The organism is Saccharopolyspora sp. NPDC050389 (assembly GCF_040655595.1).
GTDB lineage: Bacteria > Actinomycetota > Actinomycetes > Mycobacteriales > Pseudonocardiaceae > Saccharopolyspora.
Window position 1 is genome coordinate 92,279 of record NZ_JBFAKG010000029.1, and the last position, 15,471, is coordinate 107,749.

Below are 15,471 nucleotides of genomic sequence, written 5' to 3' on the forward strand. Positions count from 1 at the left end.
CGAGCGCCACAGCAAAGCAAGCCCTTCCCCCATCATCCACATTGGTCACTGCGGGTGGCGAGACCGGAATCCAGCAGCAGGCACGCGTGCCCGACGCGGGTGGACGTGGCGAACACGCCGCACGGGATGGCCGTCGCGATCCGGTCCACCTGCCCGGCATCGCCGCGATGGCTGGTCTCGTCGGGCATCACCACCTGGCACCGGCGCCCCAACGGATCCGATTTCGGGGCGCGCCATCCTAACCCAGCAAAACAAGCAAACGCTAGGTTTGTATTCTCGCCGGTCTCTCGTAGGATTCCGTTATGAGATATGCCGTTATGGCTCCGGTGGCGGCCGGTGTCACCGCCCGGCCGGATTGGATGGGCGAGTTCGCCCGGCACGCCGAGGCATGCGGGTTCGAATCGATCGTCGCGGTCGAGCACGCCGTCGTGGTCAGCCGGTACTCCAGCGTCTACCCCTACGCGAGTTCCGGGAAGATGGAGCTGGCCGATGACTGCGACATCCCGGATCCGCTGGACCTGCTGATGTTCCTCGCCGCGCACACGACCCGCATCGAGCTGGCCACCGGCGTGCTCGTGCTGCCCAACCACCATCCCGTGGTGCTGGCCAAGCGCGCGGCGACCCTCGACGCCCTCTCCGGAGGCCGGCTGCGCCTGTGCATCGGCATGGGCTGGATGCGGGAGGAGATCGAGGCGTGCGGGGCCGAGTTCGAGACGCGCGGGAAGCGGGCCGACGAGCAGATCGACGTGCTGCGCAAGCTGTGGACCGACCGGTCGCCGACCGGCGTCGACCACGACGGCCGGTTCTTCTCCTTCGCCGGGGCGATGACCTACCCGAAGCCCGCCCGGGCCGGCGGGATTCCCATCCACATCGGCGGGCACAGCCGCGCTGCCGCGAGGCGCGCGGGACGTCGCGGCGACGGCCTGCAGCCGCTCGGCGTCGGCGGCGCCGAGCTGCAGCAGCTCATCGACCTGATGCGGCAGGAAGCCGAAGCGGCGGACCGCGATCCCGACGCGCTGGAGGTCACGCTCGGGCACCTCGTCTCGGCGATCACCACCGAGAAGGCCGAGTCGCTCGCCGCGCGGGGCGCGAGCCGGATCATGCTGCAGCCCACGCCGACCACCGACCTGGCCGCGGTCAAGGACGAGCTCTCCGCGTGCGCGCAGCGGCTCGGCCTGGCCGGGCGATGACGCTCACCGCGGTCGACCGGGTCGAGCTCGCCGACCTGGTCGCCCGCTACGCGGCCACTGTGGACGATCGCGCGTTCACCGCGGCGGCGGCCCTGTTCATCGAAGACGCCGTGCTGGCGATGCCATCCCCGCCGGCCGAACTCGGCCCTTCCGTCGTCCACAGTGGTCGATCGGCGATCGCCGGCGCACTGCGCGCGGTCGAGGCGTTCGAACTCACCCAGCACGCGATCGTCGGCCAGGTCTTCGACGGCGACGGGCAGACCGCGACCGGCCGCATCGCTTGCATCGCGCACCACCTGGGCAAGCGATCGTCGGGCGAGCCGATCAACGTCGTGTGGCACCTGCGCTACGTCGACGGCTATCGCAGGCAGGACGGCGCGTGGCTGTTCGCGCGCCGGGAGCTGTCCATCGACTGGATCGAGACCCGAACACCGCGCCGCCGGCGCGTTCCCTCCTGGAGCGAAGATGACTGATCGACCGCGGATCTGCGTTGTGACCGGAGGTGCGCTCGGCATCGGCGGTGCCATCAGCAGCCGGTTCGCCCGCGCCGGGGATCTCGTCGTGCTCAACGACGTGGACGGCGACGCCGCCCGCGCCGCGCAACTGGAGATCGAGGCCGCCGGCGGTCGCTGCGTGGTCGTCATCGGCGACATCACCGACGACGACGTGGTGGCCGAGACCGCCGATGCGGCGCTGTCCGCGGGAGACGGCCGGGTCGACGTGCTGGTCAACAACGTCGGGGACTTCCGCCCGACGTCGTGGACGTTCGTGCGATCGACGCCGGAGCAGTGGCGCCGGCTCTACGAGCTGAACCTGCACCACGTGTTCACCATGACCCACGCGCTGCTGCCGGCGATGATCGAGCAGCGTCGCGGTGCCATCGTGAACAACTCGACCGTCGAGGCCTTCCGCGGCATTCCGGGCAAGGCCGCCTACTCGGCGTTCAACGCCGGAGTCTCGGCGTTCACGAAGAGCCTGGCGGTGGAGGTCGGCCAGTACGGCGTCCGGGTGAACGCCATCGCGCCCGATCTGGCGGACACCCCGCAGACCCCCGCCGCCGCGATGCTCCGCGGCCGCGATCCCGAGCTGATCCGGACCTGGGTCCCGCTCGGCCGCTTCGGCGACCCGGACGACTACGCCGCGGCCGTGCAGTTCCTCGCCTCGGACGAGGCCTGCTACATCACGGGCCACACGCTGCCGGTCGACGGCGGCACGCTGGCCGCCTCTGGCTGGTACGGCCGCGCCGACGGCAAGGGCTGGACCAACATGCCCAACAGTCCCTAGCACCACGGGAAAACCGCCCGCGGGCCGTGAGAACGGCTCCACGAGTCCGCTCCGGCCCGGGAGATGTCGACCGGCCCGGCTTCGACCAAGCGACTGCTTCCACGAAAGGCCGATCGTGAAGGATTTCCAGGACAGGCGGGGCGTCGCGGTGGTGACCGGTGGGACCGGCGGTCTCGGTGCCGCGATCTGCCGGATGCTCGCCGAACGCGGCTCCCGGGTCGCCCTGACCTACCGCAGCGACCAGCAGGCCGCCGAGAGCCTGGTCGGTGAGCTCGTCGAGCGCGGCGGCGTGGCCGTGGCGGACCGGCTCGACCTCACCGACGCCGAACGGAGCAGGGTCTACCTGGACAGCGTCGTCGAACGCTTCGGCGCGATCCACACGCTCGTCCACGCGGCAGGCCCCCTGATACCGCAGGTCCACCTTTCCAAGGTCGAACCGGCCGTCTTCGCCAAGCACCTCACCGCCGAGGCCGAAGCGTTCTTCAACCTCGTGCACGCCGCGCTGCCCGCACTGCGCGCCAGCAGGGGCTCGATCGTCGCGATCACCACCGCGGCCACCCACCGCTACCCGATTCGCGACGGGCTGTCCGCAGGGCCCAAGGGCGCCGTCGAGGCGACGGCCCGGGCGCTCGCCGCCGAGGAAGGCAGGTTCGGGATCCGCGTGAACTGCGTCGGCCCCGGCATGCTCACCGACGGCATGGCCGCCGAGCTGATGGCCAGCGGCGACCTCGACGAACGAGCGTTGGAGGTCACCAAGCGCAACATCCCGCTGCGCGCCTTCGGCAGCGCCCAGGACATCGCGGAAGCCGCTTGCTTCCTCGCGTCGGACCGCGCGAAGTTCATCACCGGGCAGAAGCTCGACGTGGACGGCGGATACGGCGTCTGACCACCACTACCCCTTCGAGGAGCACCCGTGCCGAATACCGCTCAGCCCACCATCGACCTCGGTTTCACCCCTGGAGACGTCCTGCTGGTCAGCGGCGCCGGGAGCGGGATCGGCGAGGCCGTCGCCCTCCGCGCCGCGGAACTGGGGCTCGCCGTCGCCGCCTGGGACCTCGACGAGAGCGCAGTCGCCGCCACCGTCGACCAGATCACCGGGGCAGGCGGCAAGGCCATCGCGGTCGCCGCCGACGTCTCCGCACCCGCCGAAGTCGAGCGGGGCTTCGCCGAGAGCCGTCGCCTCGGTGAGATCCGCTACCTGGTGAACAACGCCGGGCCTTCCTCCGCCGGGAACCTCGACTTCGACGAAGGAGTCCGGATCTCGGTCGGCAGCGTCCGGTTGATGACCGAGACCTGGCTCTCCGGCGGGGTTCCCGAGGGAGCCGCGCTGGTGAACGTCTCCTCGCTGGCCGGCAACCTCATCGGCACGGACTCGCCCTGGTATTGCGCCGCCAAGGCGGGCATCGCCGGCTACACCAGGCATCTCGCCACCTACCGGAACACCGAGGTGCGCAGCAACGCGGTCGCCCCGGGCATGACCGACACCCCGCGCCTGAAGGGCTTCGTGCAGAGCGAGGTCGGGCAGCGGTCGTTGGAGAAGAACCCGATGAAGCGGATGGCGACCGGTGACGACATCGCGTGGGCCGCGCTGTTCCTGCTCTGCCCGCTCGCCTCCTACATCAACGGCGTCCTGCTGCCCGTGGACGGCGGCTGGACGGTGACGCAGTGACCGATCCGCTGACCGAACTGCTGGCCGGCCAGCGGATCCGCGAGGTCGTGCTGCGCTACTGCCGCGGGATCGACCGGCTCGACTTCGACCTGGTGCGCTCCGCCTACCACCCCGGCGGCATCGACCACCACACCGGCTTCGACGGCACTGTCGACGAATACATCGAGTGGGTGCGTCCCCTGCTCGGCGGCTTCACCGGCACCATGCACGTCGTCGGCAACCACCTCTGCGAGCTGCGCGGTGACGAGGCGATCGCCGAGACCTACGGGACCGCGGTCCACTGGGGATCGCCGGAATCGGATCCGCGGCGCAACTTCATCAGCGGCTTCCGCTATGTCGATCACATGGCCGAGCGCGGCGGGCGATGGGCGATCGTCGAGCGGTTCGCGGTGCGGGAGTGGACGCACTCGACGGTGGGCGCACAACTCGCCCCGGAGGGAAACGGGCCGCGCGGAAGCCGGGACGCGGACGATCCGTACTACGCGCTGGCCCGGCGCATCCTGGAGGCCTGATGCCGGGCGGGACGATCGGCAGCCGGCCGGCATTCGACGCCGCGACCGTCCAGCGGCACCACCGAAGCGGCGCTTGGGACGCCACCACGGTCGCCGACCACGTCCGGCGCAACGCCGTCCGGAATCCGCGCGGCTGGGCGTTCCGGGCCCCGGACCGGTCCCTGACGTGGCGGGAGTACGACGAGTTCAGCACGCGACTCGCGGGCGCGTTCGTCGAACTCGGACTTCCCCGCGGCGCTGTGCTCGGTGTGCTGCTCACCGGCGGATCGCTGGTGCACGTCGTGTACCTGGCCGCGCAGAAGGCCGGTGCGGTCACGCTCGGCATGGGACCACGAGCCGGTGACCAGGAGGTCGCCCGGCTCCTCGACCGCACGTCATGCGGCTGGCTGCTGACCCGTCCCGAGCACCGCGGCCGGGACGCGGGAGCGCTGCGGGACTCCGTCCGGGAGCGGGGATCGCGAGTCGACCGGCACGTGCTGGCCGACCTCGACGAGCACGGCCTGCACCTGCGCCTCAACGGCGTGCCTGCGCCGTTGCCCGGCCTCGAACGAGCCGAATCGCTCATCGCCGGGCGGGCGCTCGGGGCCGACGAACTGTTCTTCCTCAACAGCACCTCCGGCACGACCGGACTGTCCAAATGCGTCACCGCGACGATGAACACCCGCAAGTACTTCGGCGCGCTCGCCACCGAAGCCGCCGAGCTCGCACCGGACGACGTGTTCCTCAGCGTTCTGCCCGCGCCGTACGGTTTCGGGCTCTGGAGCGCGCATTTCGTGCCCGCCATGCTCGGCGCGACGACCGTGCTGTGCGCCGATTTCGACGCGCCCGAGGCGATCGGCCTGATCGAGCGTGAACGCGTAACGGTCCTGGCTGCCGTGACGAGCCAGTTCATCATGATGCTCAACTCACCCGCGCTGGCCGCCGCCGACCTGACGTCGTTGCGGGTGCTGTTCACCGGCGGCGAGCCGGTGCGCGCCGAGCACGCGGCCGAGTTCGAACATCGCGCGGGTGCCACCGTCCTCCAGTTCTACGGCTCCAACGAAGCCGGGCCGCTGAGCGTCACGCGCCTGGCCGATCCGCCCGGCAAGCGCCTGGACACCGTCGGGCGCCCGATCGCCGGGCAGCACATCCGCCTCTTCGACGCCGACGGCAACGACGTCACGGCGAACGGCGGGCCGGGCCAGTGCGCCGGTCGCGGGCCGGGTATCACTCCCGGCTACTACCGCGACGACGCGGCCAACGCCGAACTGTTCCGCGCCGACGGCTGGCTGCTGACCGGGGACCTCGCCACGATCGACGAATCCGGGTACCTGACCGTCGCGGGCCGGACCGCGGATCTTATCATCCGCGGCGGGCAGAACATCAGCGCGATCGAGGTCGAGGCCGAGGTCGCCGGGCACCCGCGCGTCGCCCAGGTGGCCGCCCTCGGGGTGCCCGACCCGGTGCTCGGCGAGCGGGTCTGCGCCGTCGTGGTGACCAGGGACGGCGCGGACCTCGACGTGGCCGAGCTGCGCGCCTACCTGACCGACCGCGGCGTGTCGAAGCACTGCTGGCCCGAAAGGGTCGTGCTCCGGCAGGAGCTGCCGCTGGGCACCGGCGGAAAGCTCGACAAGCAACGGTTGCGCGCAGAGCTGTCCCAAGATCGGTGATCCGGGTTCGCGCCGCTGCCGTCAGTCGTCGGCCGCGCGGGATCTGGTGTCGGACGGCGCTTCGCCATATCGCCGTTTGTACGCTGCCGCGAATCGCGAGAGGTGGACGAATCCCCACCGGTAGGCGATCTCGGTCACCGACACCGGCGACCGGGGATTCGGCGCGAGAAGATCCTGCCGGACCCGAGCCAACCGAAGCGACTGGAGGTAGCGGCTCGGGGAGGTGCCGACGTTCTCCTGGAACGCGCGTTGGAGCGACCGAACGCTGATCCCGACGTGCTGGGCGATCTCGCCGACCGTCACGGGCTCGGCGAGGTGTTCTTCGCAGTAGTCCAGCGCCGCCCTGAGGACCCTCCGGGGAACCTGCGGCCGATCTTGTTCGAACAGGTCGGCCGAGTAGGTGTGCGGCTGCGACAGGAGCAGGCCGGTCAACAGCATTTCCTGCCAGCTGGCGGCGGCGAGGGGGTGTGCGGTGAGCCCGTTCGCCATGTCGAGATCGCGGATCAGCAACCCCAGCGACGACGTCCAGGTCGACAGTTGCGGCGAGGCCAGATCCATGGACAGATCGAAGCTCACCGGGGCGTGCGGCGGGCGTCCCAGGAGGGCCTCCAGACGCCGGTCGAGGGCGTGCCGCTCGATGCGCAGGTGCATCTGGCGGTAGGCGGCGTCCATCCGCATCCGCGCCCGCATCCTGGGCGACAGCAACGCACCGTGCGCTCGGTTGATCTGCGCGCGGGCGTCGTCGCAGGTGATCTCGTTGGTGCCGGCGACCGCCAGCATCAGGTCGTAGTAGTCGATGCGCTCGAGGATGTCGACGTGCATGTCGACGCCCTGTTCGAGGTAGACGAGCTGGATGTCGCCGAGCGTGGCCGCGCGCACCTGACCGCGGAACGGGGACGTGGCGACCGCGCTGGTGCGATGGATGTCGTGAACGCTGAGCAGTTCCGACGCCTGGCGGCAGAACGCGTCGACGCTCTCCGTGCTGAGCATGGTGTGCGGCGCCAGCGGCCCCCGCGTTGGCGCTGTCGCGGATGAATGTCGTGCCGGTCCTGGGACGGCACGACCAGATGCATGTTTGCCCACATCAACCTCAGCCGAGCGATGAGCACCGGACCACCAGGCTAGCCCGCCCACCGGGCGGGGCGGGAGTACGCGGCGGGAGACCCGTGGCGCGATGCGGCTGACGGTGTCGCGTTGCGGATAGCGACCCAGGTCACACGCTCGTAGCGTCGCCGGGCATCGAGCAAGGAAATTCCCAGGTAGCAAGGAGTTGCGGTGTCCCCAGATTACGATGTCGCCGTGGTCGGATACGGGCCGACCGGCCTGGTGCTCTCGTCCCTCCTCGGTCGGGCCGGCCACCGGGTGGTCGTGTTCGAGCGGTGGCCGGATCTTTACGGTCTGCCGCGCCTGACCCACATCGACGGCGAGACCGCGCGCATCGTCCAAGCGGCGGGCGATGTCGAGTTCGCCCTCCGGGACGCCTCCCCGAAGCAGACCTACGAATGGCGCAACGGCAGCGGCGACCTGCTCCTCGCGGTCGACTGGTCCGGGGAATCCAGCGGGTTCGCCGCCCACTACTCGATGTACCAGCCGGACATCGACCTGGCGATCCACCGGCGGAACCGCGCCTACCCGAACATCGAGGTCAACCAGGGCGTCGGAGTGGTGTCCGTGGAACAGGAACCCGACCACGTCGCCCTCGTGGCCCGGCCCTGGTCGCGAGACCGGGACGAGCAGTGGTCCAGCGGCGCCGCCGACCGGACGGTCACCGCGAGGTACGTGGTGGCCGCCGATGGCGCCAACAGCTTCGTCCGCAACGCGCTGGGCATCGAACGTTCCGACCTGGGCGTCCACGACCGCTGGCTGAACATCGACACCGAGTGCCGGCGTCCGCTCGGCCCCGACTTCGAGGTCACCCGGCAGTTCTGCGACCCGGCCCAGCCGAGCATGTTCATGCCCATCGGCCGCAGCCGCCAGCGATTCGAGGTCGCGGTCCTGCCGACCGACGATCCCCACGAGATGGAAACCCCAGAGTTCGCCTCGAACTGGTTCCGCGACCGCCACGGCCTGGGGTCGGAGGATGTCCGCATCCTCCGGCAGATCGTTTACACCTTCTCCGCCCGCACCGCCGAGACCTGGCGCAGCGGACGCGTGCTGCTGGCCGGCGACGCCGCGCACACCATGCCGCCCTACATGGGCCAGGGCGCGTGTTCCGGCATGCGCGACGGCATCGCCCTGGCGTGGAAGCTGGACCTCGTGCTCTCGGGGCGCGCGAGCGATGACCTGCTCGACACCTACGAACCCGAGCGGCGCCCCCACGTCGAGGTCATCCAGCACTGCGCGGTCGAGCTGGGCAAGATCGCGAACCTGACGAACTCCGAGGCCGCCGTCGCCCGCGACGCCGCGTTCCTGCGCGGGGAGATCCCGTCGATGCCGCCGTTCCCGACGCTCACCACCGGGGTCATCGCCACCGAACCGGACGGCACGCCGCGATCGTTGGCGGGAACGCTGTCCCCGCAGGGCGTCATCCGCGAGGGCGGCCAGGCCGGCCGCTTCGACGACGTCCTCGGCTGGGGCTTCTCGATCGTCGCGGCACGCGATCCCCGCTCGGTGCTCGACGGCGACCAACTGACCTTCCTCGAAGATCTCGGCGCCATCATCGCCACCACCGAGCCCGGCTGCTCCGGGGCGTTCACCGACACCGACGGAACCTACGCCGACTTCTTTCGATCCCACGGCGTCGAGGCCTACATCGCCCGACCCGACTTCCACATCTACGGCGCCGGCTCGATGAGCGAGCTGCCCGGGCTCGTCGACGATTTGCGCACGGCGCTGTGCTTCGTGGACGCCCCAGCGCCCCGAGCCGAGCGAGTGGCCCAGTGAGCGAGAAAACCATGGCAGAAACCCCGCTTTCGACCGAGGCCGCCGCGCACTGGCGGGCGATGCCGGCGACGCGACTGCTCGACGGGGGCATGCCCTACGCCGACGTCGTCCTGCTCGAACGCGCGACCCGGGCCGGCGAGGCCTGGGACGTGGCCGCCGAACGACTGGGCAGACATCGGCTGGAGCTGGCCGAAGCGGCCTTGAGCGCCGGGCACACCACGACCGCGCTGCGCGGCTTTCGCGCCGCCGCCGCCGACTTCGTGTTCGCGCAGATGGCGATCAACTTCGACACCCCTCGCAAGCGCGAGCTGTACGCGGCGTTCAGCGGCGCGGTCGCCGCAGCCGCCGCAGTGGCCCCGTCGACGATGCACAAGGTCGAGCTGCCGTTCGCCGGCGGGAACCTCGTCGGCTGGCACGTGCGGCCGGAGCGGTCACCGGTCGCCGGAACCGTGATCGTCTTCGGCGGCCAGAGCGGCTGGGGAGCCACATATCTGCGCTATGCGGACGCTCTGGCGGCGCGGGGCCTGGCGACGATCCTGGCCGAGGGCCCCGGACAGGGCGAGAGCCGATTGCGGTACGGAATCCACCTCGATGTCGACGTCGCCGCCGCCTACGGCGCGTTCGTCCGCTGCGCGGCCGCCGCCGGTGGGCCGGTCGGGGTGTGGGGCAACAGCGTCGGCGGCCTGTTCGCCGCCCTCACCGCCGCCCGCAACAGCGACGTGCGGGCTTGCTGCGTCAACGGCGCCTTCGCCGTGCCTCGCCTCCTGCCCTTCCGCACCTTCGCCGAGCAGGCTGCGGCCATGCTGGGCACCACGGACGAAGCGGCCATCGACGAGAACTTCGCGCGTCTGCGATTCGATCCGGAGAAGGACCGGATCCATTGCCCCGTGCTCGTGCTGCACGGCGGCAAGGATCCTCTCGTCGGTCTTGAAGACCAGCAGCCGTTCCTCGACGGCGCGGTCACGGGCGACGCGACGCTGCGAGTCTGGGACGACGGCGAGCACACGATCTACAACCACGCGGACGAGCGCAACGATCTCGTTGCCGACTGGTTCGCCGATCGCCTCGCCGACGCGGACCCGATTCGGCTTGGTAGTTGAGAAAGGTGGTGCGAGTTGCACTTCGAGCATGAGAACCTTCCGCAGCGGGTGTGTTTCGGCTCCGGGAAGGCGGCGGCGATGCTCGCCGGTGAGGTGGCGAGGTTGGGAACCTCACGGGTGATGGTGATCGCGTCGCCGGCGGAGGCCGCGCTCTCCGAGAAGATCACCGGCGACCTGCCGGTGGTGCATCGCCATGACGAGGTGGCGATGCACGTGCCGGTGGCGGCGGCCGAGCGGGCGCGCGCGGCCGCGGCCCGGCACGAGGCCGATGTCGTGGTCAGCATCGGTGGCGGTTCTGCGACCGGGTTGGCGAAAGCGATCGCGCTGACCAGCGGGCTGCCGATCGTGGCGGTTCCGACGACGTACGCGGGATCGGAGGCCACGACCGTGTGGGGGCTGACCGAGGGCAGCCGCAAGACCACCGGCGTGGACGCGCGGGTGCTGCCACGGGCCGTGATCTACGACGCGGAACTGACGCTGTCCCTGCCCGTGCCGATGAGCGTCGCTTCGGGCTTGAACGCGTTGGCGCACTGCGTGGACGCGATGTGGGGGCCGCGGGCCGACCCCATCGATCGAGCATTGGCGCAGGAAGGGATCCGTGCGCTGCACACCGGATTGCCGCAGGTGGTCTCGGATCCGGCAGGTCTGCCCGGCCGCGAGCACGCCCTGTACGCCGCATACCTGTCGGCGTTGGCGTTCTCCTCGGCCGGCTCGGGGCTGCACCACAAGATCTGCCACGTCCTCGGCGGCGCGTACGACCTGCCGCACGCCCAGACCCACGCGATCGTGCTGCCGTACGTGCTCGCGTTCAACGCGCCCTCCGCGCCGGAGGCCGAACGGCGGATCGCGACCGCGCTGGACGCCCCGAGCGCGATCGCCGGCCTGCAGGAGCTGCGCGGCCGGCTCCAGGCGCCGAAGGCGCTGCGCGACCACGGGTTCGGCGAGTCCGACATCGACGACGCGGTGAACGCGATCTTGCCGGTTGTGCCGCCGAACAACCCGCGCCCGGTCACCGCCGACGACCTGCGACGTGTGCTGCACGCGGCCTGGCAAGGCGCAGATCCCGAGACGATGACGAGCGACACGGAGAGCCGATGATGAATGCGCAAAGCGCCACCGCGGCACAGACCACCCCCGAGCAGCGGGCGGTCGAGGACGATCTCGTCGCCCGAGTGGTCGCGTCGTTCGACGACACCGCCGATCCGCGTCTGCGGCAGGTGATGCAGGCCCTGGTCCGACACCTGCACGCCCTCATTCGCGAGGTGCGGCTGACCGAGCAGGAATGGACCGCGGCGATCGAGTTCCTCACCTCCTGCGGGAACATCACCGACGGCAAACGCCAGGAATTCATCCTCCTCTCCGACGTCCTTGGCGCATCGATGCAGACCATCGCCGTGAACAACCAGGCCTACGCGAACGTCACCGAAGCAACGGTGTTCGGCCCGTTCTTCGTCGACGACGCCCCGCGGATCCCGCTCGGCGGCGACATCGCCGGGGGCGCGCCGGGCGAGCCGTGCTGGGTCGAGGGAACGGTCACCGACACCGACGGCAATCCTGTTCCCGGGGCCCGGATCGAGGTGTGGGAGGCCGACGAGGACGGCCTCTACGACGTGCAATATCGCGATGGCCGGGTTTCGGGCAGGGCCCACCTGTTCACCGACGAAGACGGTGCCTACCGCTTCTGGGGCTTGACGCCCACCCCGTATCCGATTCCGCACGACGGCCCGGTCGGCGCACTGCTCGCGAGGGCGGGCCGCTCCCCCATGCGCGCGTCCCACCTGCACTTCATGGTCACCGCCGAGGATCTGCGAACCCTGGTCACCCACATCTTCGTAGCCGACGACGCCCTGCTGGACTCCGACACCGTGTTCGGGGTCAAGCAGTCGCTGGTGAAGGACTTCACGCGGCAGGCCCCCGGCGTCCCCGCGCCCGACGGCCGCGACCTCGGTGACCGCACCTGGTCGCGGGCCCGCTTCGACATCGTCCTCGCCCCTGCGAGCACCCGGCGCCCGGAAGGTCCGAGGCACCAGGGATAGCGTGGACATCGACGATCAGCAGTGCCTTCCACGCGCGTGGAGGGCACTGCGGCTCTTCTGCTGCTGTTGCAAGTAGAGCTCGACCGTGCCGGGAACTTGCAGCTCGCCGGTGACGGTGGGCTGCCGAGAGATGGCGGACACCATGAAGGATGAGCAGTTGCGCATGTCGGAGCTGGGATCCGACATGCTGTCGGTGTTCCGGATCATCTCGTACTTCGACGCTCTCAACGAGTCCGCCGCCAACGCCGACGCAATCGTGCGGTCCGCGGCGTTGCTCGCGGAGTGCCCGGTCGGCGCCCAGTGGGCATCGGGCACGGTCATCAGATACGGGGCATTGGGCGACCTGCTCGATGAGAGCCGCCTTGTGACGCCGACCGCGGCGGATCCGGCTGTCCGGCTCGAACGCGCTGCCGCTGCCGAGCACCCGCTCGACTCGCTTCTCCTCGACCGGCTTCAGCACGCTTTGCGCGTGGCGACGCCGCGGTCAGCGGCCGGTCCGAGGCTTGGTCATCCGGCTTTGCTGGAAGTGGTGCTTTCCGACAAGGAGAGGCGTGAGGACCGGGTTCGAGCGGTCGGATTGCTCGGGTTGGACGCGATCCGGAAGGTGCGCGTGATGGCGGTCTCCACAACGTCGAGCAAGGCTGCGGTGGAGTTGGTCTCGCGCAGCTGCCCGGGTCGCCTCGTTCACTCGGTCGCGGTCGGGAACTTGACCGCGGTGCTCCTGCAAGACGATGGCGACGACCGTCAGCTGGCCGATGATCTGCACGCCGCGATCGCCGCCGAGCACCCGACGGTGCTCGGCGGCGGTGACCGCGGCCCGTGGGTGGGGATCGGGGAACGCATGAGCGTGTACGCGGCGCCGGCGTCGTGGAAGCAGGCGCGTCGAGCGCTGCGCTTCGCATCGTCCACCGGACATGGGAGGCGAGCCGTGTCGTACGGGCGGCTGGGTTCGCTGGAGCTGCTGGCCGAGCTCCCGCTGAAACGCCTGCTCAACGATCCGGATGCAGCGCGGATCAATGCGATCGCGACGTCCGCGTCCGGCGAACAGGTGGTGGCCACGCTCGAGGCCTACTGCGTGTTCGGGTCGCTCCGGCGTACCGCCGAAGAAATGCATGTGCACCACAGCACCGTCGCTGCCAGGCTCGCACATCTCGAAGCGGAGATGGGCTGGGATCTGGCGGACCCGATGGACCGGTTCAAGGCGACGTTGGTGCTCATGGTCTGCAGGGTGACGCTGTCGTCGACGGAGCTGGCCGCGTCAGAGGTGTTCGGCGAGAAGTTCTGAGCCGTGTCCCCCGACAAGCGTCGGGCCGGGCGGTGGAATCTGCCGACGCGCATCGGATGACCCCGCGGTGGGTCTCGGGTCACCATCTGGCATGACATCCGTTTCCGCGGAAAGGAATTCCCCGTGGCGGCCGTCATCGACCCCGAGCGCACCTGGGAAATGCTCGAGAATCGCCTTGCCGTCACGACCAACGCGCGGCACCGCGTCGTCCTCGGCGTCGTGATCGAGCACATGAGGGCGGAGGCCGAACCGAACCTCGACCGCCTGATGGCGACGTTGAGCCTCGCGCCCAACTACCACTTCTGGAACGGCGGCAAGGACGTCGGCCCGGAAGGCTACGACGGGGTGAAGACGTATTACACGGATTTCCTCGCGACTCGAACCAACATTCTCGAGTTCACTTTGGACCGGCTGGTCGTCGACGATCACTGCGTTGTCACCGAAGGGTTCCTGAAGCAGCTCTACCCCGGTTCGTACGCCGCGCGGAGCGGGATTCCGGTCGACGACGAGTCGGCCGACTACCTCGTCGTCCACCGGCAACTGATCTTGTGGCCAGTGGACGAGAACGGTCTTGTTCAAGGCGAGGACTCGTACAGCTCCGGACCTACCAGCGTCACCAAACTGTCGTTCGACCAACTGCCGCAGGAGTACATCGATCTCGTTCACCCTTCCCGCGACCGAACTGCTACGCAGAGCGATTCGTCCGCACCGTCCGCGAGGAATTCAAGTCACGCAGTCGCTGCTGATCCCGCTTACGGATTCGGGAACTCCGGTCCGGTGTAGGTGGTTTTCACCTCCACCTCGCCGTCGACGATTTGCCGGCGGAGCCCTTCCAGTTCGGCGCGCACGTGGTCGGGGATGTCGGGGGCGAGGGTGAGGCGGACGGCTTCGGGAGATTCCAGGCCGATTCGGACGCTCTCGCCGCCGTGAAGTCTGCCGTGGGCGAAGTCTTCGATGGCGCGGAAGACCGCTACGCCCGAGTCGGCGACGGCGGAGCCTGCGAAGACGGTCGGGTCGGCTGCGGTGAAATCGCGGACGTTGCCGAACTGGCGGCCCTTTCCGGTAGCGCCGATGGCCTCGGCGACACCGGGGCGTCCGGCGTTGAGCATGGTGAAGATGTAGTCCGCACCCGCGTCGAGTTCCGCGGTGGCGATGCGACGGGCCAGGGCGACGTCGTCCTGGTCTCCGGAGAAGTTGGTCAGAACCCTCGCGGTGGGATTGGTGTGCGCGACGCCGTCGACGAACGCCGCGCGGCCCTTCAAGCCGGGAACCGGACGGATTCCCGACATGTGGCCGACCACGCCGGACTGCGTCAGCAGCCCGGCGGCGGCACCGGCGAGCCAGGCCGACTGCTCCTGCAGGACCTCGTAACTCGCCAAGTTGGGGCCGCTGACGTCGGACTGCGTCACCACGAACGTCGTCCGCGGGAACTCCGCGGCCACCACCTTCGCCGCGGCGTTGTTCTGCCCGCCCTGCGCCACGACCAGGTCGACGCCGCCGCGGGCCAGATCCCGCATCGCCGTTTCCAGTGCGGGTTGTTGCGGCGCCACCCGATCGACGACCGCGATCTCGGCGCCCAACTGCTGCTCCGCCCGCTTCGCACCGTTGTAGCCCGCTTCCATGAACCCGCCATCATGGGTCGGCCCGGCGAGCAGCAGCCCCACGCGAACTTTGGCCGGTTCGGGAGCGCTCCGGTCGGAGGCCGCGGGAGCGCCACACGCCCCCACCACGAAGATCCCCGCCGCAGCCACAGCACCCACGATCACCTTAGCTTGTTGTTTAACCTGTGCGGTTTTGGTGTTGTTGGAGGGTGAGGTCGCGTTTGATGGTCTTGCCGACGTCGTGACGGGTGGCGCGATGCGT

Annotated in this window: 16 protein-coding genes; 13 read left to right on the top strand and 3 right to left on the bottom strand. The window is 69.9% G+C overall.

The genetic code is table 11. The features are described 5' to 3' along the window. Positions 1-32 precede the first annotated feature (32 nt). Positions 33-188, bottom strand: a complete 156-nt coding sequence (locus AB0I53_RS20680) for a hypothetical protein (RefSeq protein WP_358605098.1) — start codon at positions 186-188, stop codon at positions 33-35. A 114-nt stretch (positions 189-302) separates the two neighbouring features. Here AB0I53_RS20680 and AB0I53_RS20685 point away from each other — a divergent pair, with 114 nt between their 5' ends. From AB0I53_RS20685 to AB0I53_RS20715, 7 genes are all read left to right on the top strand, one after another. Next, complete coding sequence (locus AB0I53_RS20685) at positions 303-1,190, top strand: LLM class F420-dependent oxidoreductase (protein ID WP_358605101.1); 888 nt, start codon at positions 303-305, stop codon at positions 1,188-1,190. Then, positions 1,187-1,663 carry a nuclear transport factor 2 family protein gene (locus tag AB0I53_RS20690; protein WP_358605104.1) on the top strand — a complete coding sequence of 159 codons (477 nt, stop codon included), beginning with the start codon at positions 1,187-1,189 and terminating at the stop codon, positions 1,661-1,663. Before AB0I53_RS20685 ends, AB0I53_RS20690 begins: the two co-directional genes overlap by 4 nt. After that, positions 1,656-2,474, top strand: a complete 819-nt coding sequence (locus AB0I53_RS20695) for an SDR family NAD(P)-dependent oxidoreductase (RefSeq protein WP_358605107.1) — start codon at positions 1,656-1,658, stop codon at positions 2,472-2,474. The genes AB0I53_RS20690 and AB0I53_RS20695 overlap by 8 nt, the downstream gene beginning before the upstream one ends. A gap of 115 nt (positions 2,475-2,589) precedes the next feature. Then, entirely contained in the window at positions 2,590-3,360 is a 771-nt protein-coding gene (locus AB0I53_RS20700; protein WP_358605110.1) for an SDR family oxidoreductase, read from the top strand. Positions 3,361-3,387: 27 nt separating this feature from the next. After that, on the top strand, positions 3,388-4,143 hold the full coding sequence (locus AB0I53_RS20705; RefSeq protein WP_358605113.1) for an SDR family oxidoreductase: 756 nt from the start codon (positions 3,388-3,390) through the stop codon (positions 4,141-4,143). After that, a complete protein-coding gene (locus AB0I53_RS20710) occupies positions 4,140-4,655 on the top strand; it encodes a nuclear transport factor 2 family protein (protein ID WP_358605116.1) in 516 nt (171 codons plus the stop codon). The genes AB0I53_RS20705 and AB0I53_RS20710 overlap by 4 nt, the downstream gene beginning before the upstream one ends. After that, entirely contained in the window at positions 4,655-6,304 is a 1,650-nt protein-coding gene (locus tag AB0I53_RS20715; protein ID WP_358605119.1) for a class I adenylate-forming enzyme family protein, read from the top strand. The genes AB0I53_RS20710 and AB0I53_RS20715 overlap by 1 nt, the downstream gene beginning before the upstream one ends. A 21-nt stretch (positions 6,305-6,325) precedes the next feature. Here the strand turns inward: AB0I53_RS20715 and AB0I53_RS20720 are convergent, their stop codons facing one another. Then, on the bottom strand, positions 6,326-7,294 hold the full coding sequence (locus tag AB0I53_RS20720) for an AraC family transcriptional regulator (RefSeq protein ID WP_358605122.1): 969 nt from the start codon (positions 7,292-7,294) through the stop codon (positions 6,326-6,328). 285 nt (positions 7,295-7,579) lie between these two features. On the opposite strand from AB0I53_RS20720, the gene AB0I53_RS20725 reads away from it, so the two are divergent. The 6 genes from AB0I53_RS20725 to AB0I53_RS20750 all read left to right on the top strand — a co-directional run bounded on the left by AB0I53_RS20725 (position 7,580) and on the right by AB0I53_RS20750 (position 14,391). Next, positions 7,580-9,187: a bifunctional 3-(3-hydroxy-phenyl)propionate/3-hydroxycinnamic acid hydroxylase gene (locus AB0I53_RS20725; protein ID WP_358605125.1), complete on the top strand. Its 1,608-nt coding sequence runs from the start codon at positions 7,580-7,582 to the stop codon at positions 9,185-9,187. A gap of 11 nt (positions 9,188-9,198) precedes the next feature. Beyond that, entirely contained in the window at positions 9,199-10,287 is a 1,089-nt protein-coding gene (locus tag AB0I53_RS20730) for an alpha/beta hydrolase (RefSeq protein WP_358605128.1), read from the top strand. Between the two features lie 15 nt (positions 10,288-10,302). After that, positions 10,303-11,385 carry a maleylacetate reductase gene (locus tag AB0I53_RS20735; protein WP_358605131.1) on the top strand — a complete coding sequence of 361 codons (1,083 nt, stop codon included), beginning with the start codon at positions 10,303-10,305 and terminating at the stop codon, positions 11,383-11,385. Continuing rightward, the gene (locus AB0I53_RS20740; RefSeq protein WP_358605133.1) at positions 11,382-12,323 is read left to right on the top strand and encodes a dioxygenase; all 942 of its coding nucleotides are present in this window, start codon (positions 11,382-11,384) and stop codon (positions 12,321-12,323) included. Before AB0I53_RS20735 ends, AB0I53_RS20740 begins: the two co-directional genes overlap by 4 nt. 163 nt (positions 12,324-12,486) lie before the next feature. After that, positions 12,487-13,608, top strand: coding sequence for a helix-turn-helix domain-containing protein (locus AB0I53_RS20745; protein WP_358605136.1), 1,122 nt, complete (start codon positions 12,487-12,489; stop codon positions 13,606-13,608). Between the two features lie 123 nt (positions 13,609-13,731). Beyond that, the gene (locus AB0I53_RS20750) at positions 13,732-14,391 is read left to right on the top strand and encodes a nuclear transport factor 2 family protein (RefSeq protein ID WP_358605139.1); all 660 of its coding nucleotides are present in this window, start codon (positions 13,732-13,734) and stop codon (positions 14,389-14,391) included. Here AB0I53_RS20750 and AB0I53_RS20755 read toward each other — a convergent pair. Beyond that, positions 14,361-15,368: a BMP family protein gene (locus tag AB0I53_RS20755; RefSeq protein ID WP_358605142.1), complete on the bottom strand. Its 1,008-nt coding sequence runs from the start codon at positions 15,366-15,368 to the stop codon at positions 14,361-14,363. The two genes, AB0I53_RS20750 and AB0I53_RS20755, sit on opposite strands and share 31 nt — an antisense overlap. Positions 15,369-15,471 lie beyond the last annotated feature (103 nt).